The 4,073-nt window shown below is 40.0% G+C and carries 3 protein-coding genes and 1 pseudogene; 1 reads left to right on the top strand and 3 read right to left on the bottom strand.

Annotation, left to right across the window (positions count from 1 at the left end; all coding sequences use genetic code 11):
* Positions 1-820 (bottom strand): annotated as a pseudogene (locus tag AC1DSE_RS31720) (acyltransferase domain-containing protein); the annotation flags it as partial.
* Between the two features lie 15 nt (positions 821-835).
* Entirely contained in the window at positions 836-2,173 is a 1,338-nt protein-coding gene (locus AC1DSE_RS31715) for a DUF4832 domain-containing protein (protein ID WP_477528790.1), read from the bottom strand.
* 338 nt (positions 2,174-2,511) lie between these two features.
* Between AC1DSE_RS31715 and AC1DSE_RS31710 the strand changes: the two genes are divergently transcribed.
* Positions 2,512-3,534 (top strand): LacI family DNA-binding transcriptional regulator, encoded by a 1,023-nt coding sequence (locus tag AC1DSE_RS31710; RefSeq protein WP_477509715.1) that lies wholly within the window; start codon positions 2,512-2,514, stop codon positions 3,532-3,534.
* 137 nt (positions 3,535-3,671) lie between these two features.
* Here AC1DSE_RS31710 and AC1DSE_RS31705 read toward each other — a convergent pair.
* Positions 3,672-4,073, bottom strand: a 402-nt coding sequence (locus AC1DSE_RS31705; protein ID WP_477528789.1) for a type II toxin-antitoxin system VapC family toxin, incomplete at its 5' end; no start/stop codon positions are given.

Raw genomic sequence — 4,073 nt, 5'->3', positions numbered from 1 at the left:
CTAATAGGATATCTCCTCGCTGAAGAACCGGTTCCCATTCCTTCTTTGCTATAGAAGTTGGTTCTCTTTCAACGTAGCCCATTGGATTAATCCGATTAGCGATAATGTGATCATCATTTTCCTCCCATTTCGAAGTGAAATGTCCCCCAGGATCAAATACACCATTGATTCCATTCCTTTGCCCATCGCTGCGAAACTCTTCTCCCGCATGTCGAAGTGCAATAACCTCTTCCGTGTGAACATGACGATACATCGTAAAAGGATCTTCAAATTGAAAAGGTATAAAGAGAAATCGATCTAATCGAAATATTGAACAAGTATAAAAATTCATATCCCACGGAAAGTCACGGACTTTAGAATCACCATATGCAACTAATTTTTCCAACTGAGCTTTAAGTGGCTGATGAGGGATATTCTCGTAATACGGTTTAGGAATTCCGCGCTTTTCCACCATTTCCATAGAAGGGACTACACAAGCAAGCAGCAAAAGAAAGGAATACAAATCACCATATTGCTTCATACATCCCGGCGTCATATTCGTATAAAAATCTTCATCACAACGATTGCGCAACGAGCACATGTCATCTACTAAAAAGGTCGTGAATAGAAATAATATTTCATCCTTTTCTATCGCTTCAATTCCGCCAACCAGCCACTGTTTGGTATGCTCAGGGAGTTGATATTGCTCAAAAATTCCATTTAAAAACTTACGTGGAATGAGTATAGTCTTGTTACTCGGTTCGTAGCTTTTATATTTGACTTCTAAACCTTCGGGTAGATAATCAAAATTGCAGTACGCAGCAGCCGTTTTAAAATCCAACCGTATCGACATTCGTTACTGATCCCCTTTTATTAAAAGTTTTCCCATCTCATAATAACCGTCCTTATTTCCGTCAATCGCCAGCTTAACATTTCCAATCTCATGTACACCTGTTTCTATGCCAATTTCTAAACGATACTCTCCTGCTGGCACATCGCTCGGAATCGAAAAACTCTCTTCCCAAGCAATATCTACATCCGGCAGCCATTCTCTTATATCTTCTCTGCTATAAAGTGTATAAGTCTGTTTATTGCTTGTTAGCTTCAAAACAAGCGGATAGCGATTATAAATTGGTGCAACTCCGACATTAGCCCACAAAGCAGCAATATCTAGATTCCCGCCTGCCTCAACTTCAGCATCATAAGTGAACTTTCTTAATTCAAAGCGGTAGCCCATCTTGTTTAACCACTGCTTCACATGGTCTTTCCAAGGCTCCGGTACGATTGTCCCTTTGTTGTTGAAGGAAGAAATATGCCATTTGAGCGTTTCTTGAATAATGTAATCAATATCCCAGCCCTGAATATACCAGTCATTCATATGCCAGCATGCTTCAAATAAAATTGGAGCTTTCTCCCAAGCATTTTCCATTTTAAAGTTCTGTATATTCTGAGGGTAGAAATCGGTCATATGAGACCATCGTTTGCCATGAAAACCGCCCATGTCACCGAGACAATCGACACGAAAGCCTACTTTGGCTTTGCGATCCGTTATAATCTTCATTGAAAGCGGATCATGTAAAAGCGCTTGCAAAGGTGTTATTTTAAAACCATCCAAATAAGCATCTGTARTACATTGAATGGCCTCTGGCTCTAAAAACTCTGTGCCCCCGCCTTCCCCCCATGCTCCTACAATTGTCAAATCAATAGAGCTTATTACGGGATGCCCGTCATACTTCTTTGCAAAAGCTTTTATAAAATCAGACCAATACTCCACATACCTCGTTGTCTCAGGATCTACTCTCCAAAAAGGAAAATCGGGCTCCTCCGGACTTTCCGCTCGAAACCATTCCGGTATATCATCTTCTTCACTTAGTGCATATGGCGAACAACGTACCACCGCAGTACATCCCATGGATTTGGCATACTCCAGCTTTTCCTCAATCACTTCCCACCTGAAAACGCCTTTTGCAATTTCTATATCCCTCCAGCGAGCACTGCAGAAATAGACTTTGCTATCCGGATGATTGTATGTCCTGCTGTCTTGCGTAAATTTATATTTCTCTTTCTTTTCCCCTCTATTGTCAAACACATCACCGATGTCATCCATTAGACCAGGTGCTGAAGTAAAACCAATGCCAGGATTGCTTAGTAAGCTATCCACGATTACCGGGTACACGGTCATCGCTTTATTCATGTCTCATCATCTCCTAACGAGGTATTCTCATTAAATAAACAACATTTGCTATTTTGTTACGTTGTGTGTTACGTTATATATGCGTGATTGTTTAGTAATCTTATGGTGCAATTATAACATTTCTAACCAATCCTGCAAGAGGAAATTACATCGTTCTCAAATAAAATTTAATGTGAGACTACGCATCATTCGTATGTTACTATATAGATTAGTAGGCATACATACAGATAAATCGGTATGGACGTAATTTTCACGTAACAAAACATAAAAGCGCTAATGACGAATCACAACGTAACATAATAATCATTAGCATTTTCAAAAGGAGACTATGCATAGCTATGAGTACGATTAGGGATGTTGCTAAATTAGCGAATGTGTCCACGGCTACCGTATCTAGAGTTTTAAATAATGATACGAAGTATAAAATCACAGATGAAACACGAGAAAGAGTCTGGCAGGCCGTTACACAGCTTAACTATAAAATTACTGATAGCCCCAAGCATCAAGCAGCAACGAAGGATCATTCGGCAAACAAAGCTCAAATCAAAATAGGGTGCGTATTAAGTGTGACAAAAAACAAGTATAACGATCCGTATTTCATGTCTATATTATCCGGTGTAGAAAAGAGATTGCTTCAATCAGGTTATAATATTGCCTTTATTCGGACGGGTCCTGAATTAGATGATAAGAAGATTTTGTTTAACACGTTTAGTGAATCGATTACAGGGCTTATCCTAATGGAATCCTTAAATAGCGAAACATATGAATATGTTCGCAAGCAGGTACCTCATATTGTTGGCATCGATACAGAACGCTGGGATATTGATAATGTAGGTTATGACCATTACAATGTTGCTTCTCTAGCCGTGAGCCATCTTATTGAAAAAGGACATACGAATATTGGCTATATAGGTGGAAGCGGCTTAAAAAGCAACTTAAAGGAAAGCCGGCGCTATCAAGGGTACTATTCCACCATGCATGCTGCTGGAATGAATGTAAATCCCGAATGGCTTATTGATTGCATGTGGGATGAGGTTGTCTGTATCGATAAAGTCAATCATTTATGCCAAACAAAAAACTTGCCTACTGCCTTCTTTGCTGCCAGTGATTTGATGGCTATGGCAACCCTTAACAGCTTATATAACAACGGGATCTCTGTGCCTGATGAAGTGGCTGTTATCGGCCTATCCAACATTGAAGTATCCAAATACTCCAATCCGCCTCTATCTACCATTGATGTGCCAACCGAGGAAATTGGGATGGTCGCAGTTGACTTATTATTAGAACGAATGAATGGGAATAGCTTGCTGCCGAAGAAGGTTATTTTACCTACACATTTGGTCGTTCGCAGTTCGACATAAGCAATTCACATTAGAAAGACAAAAAGCAGCCCCTCCTCTAACGAGGAAGAGCTGCTTTTTGGCGTTTTCACAATTGCTGCATCAATACTAAAAAAGTCTAATACGATGTTTACCAATAAGGCTGTATTAATTGCTTATTAATTGGACGGAATGATCCGAATATCCTTATCCAAATTGGCTAGCATCATGTAATTGTGATTGAAAGTAAAGATACGTTTTACCTGATAATAGGACATAGTCACAGCGGTTAATGCTTCGCTGAGAGAGAATCGGAGCTCAGGCCTGTTGATAAGCAATCTACGCGATTCCCCCTCAAACTCAGGGCCGCTGGAGATGACCGCCAGCTTACCTTTACTGACTGCCTTATCAATCGCATTTAGAAAATATTCTGCCTGCTGATAGCTGTATTCATTGCGAAGCCATTCGTGAAGATCAAATAAAATAGAGTTGGTCGTTACATAATTACGTTCAAGATCATGCAAATCCAAAAACAGGGAACGAGCTTTCACATAATGAGGATCCTCTGGGTTCATCAATGC

Source organism: Paenibacillus sp. 01L418 (genome assembly GCF_056400045.1).
The sequence above is the reverse complement of the archived record's forward strand: the minus strand, read 5'-3'. Positions and strand labels throughout refer to the sequence as shown.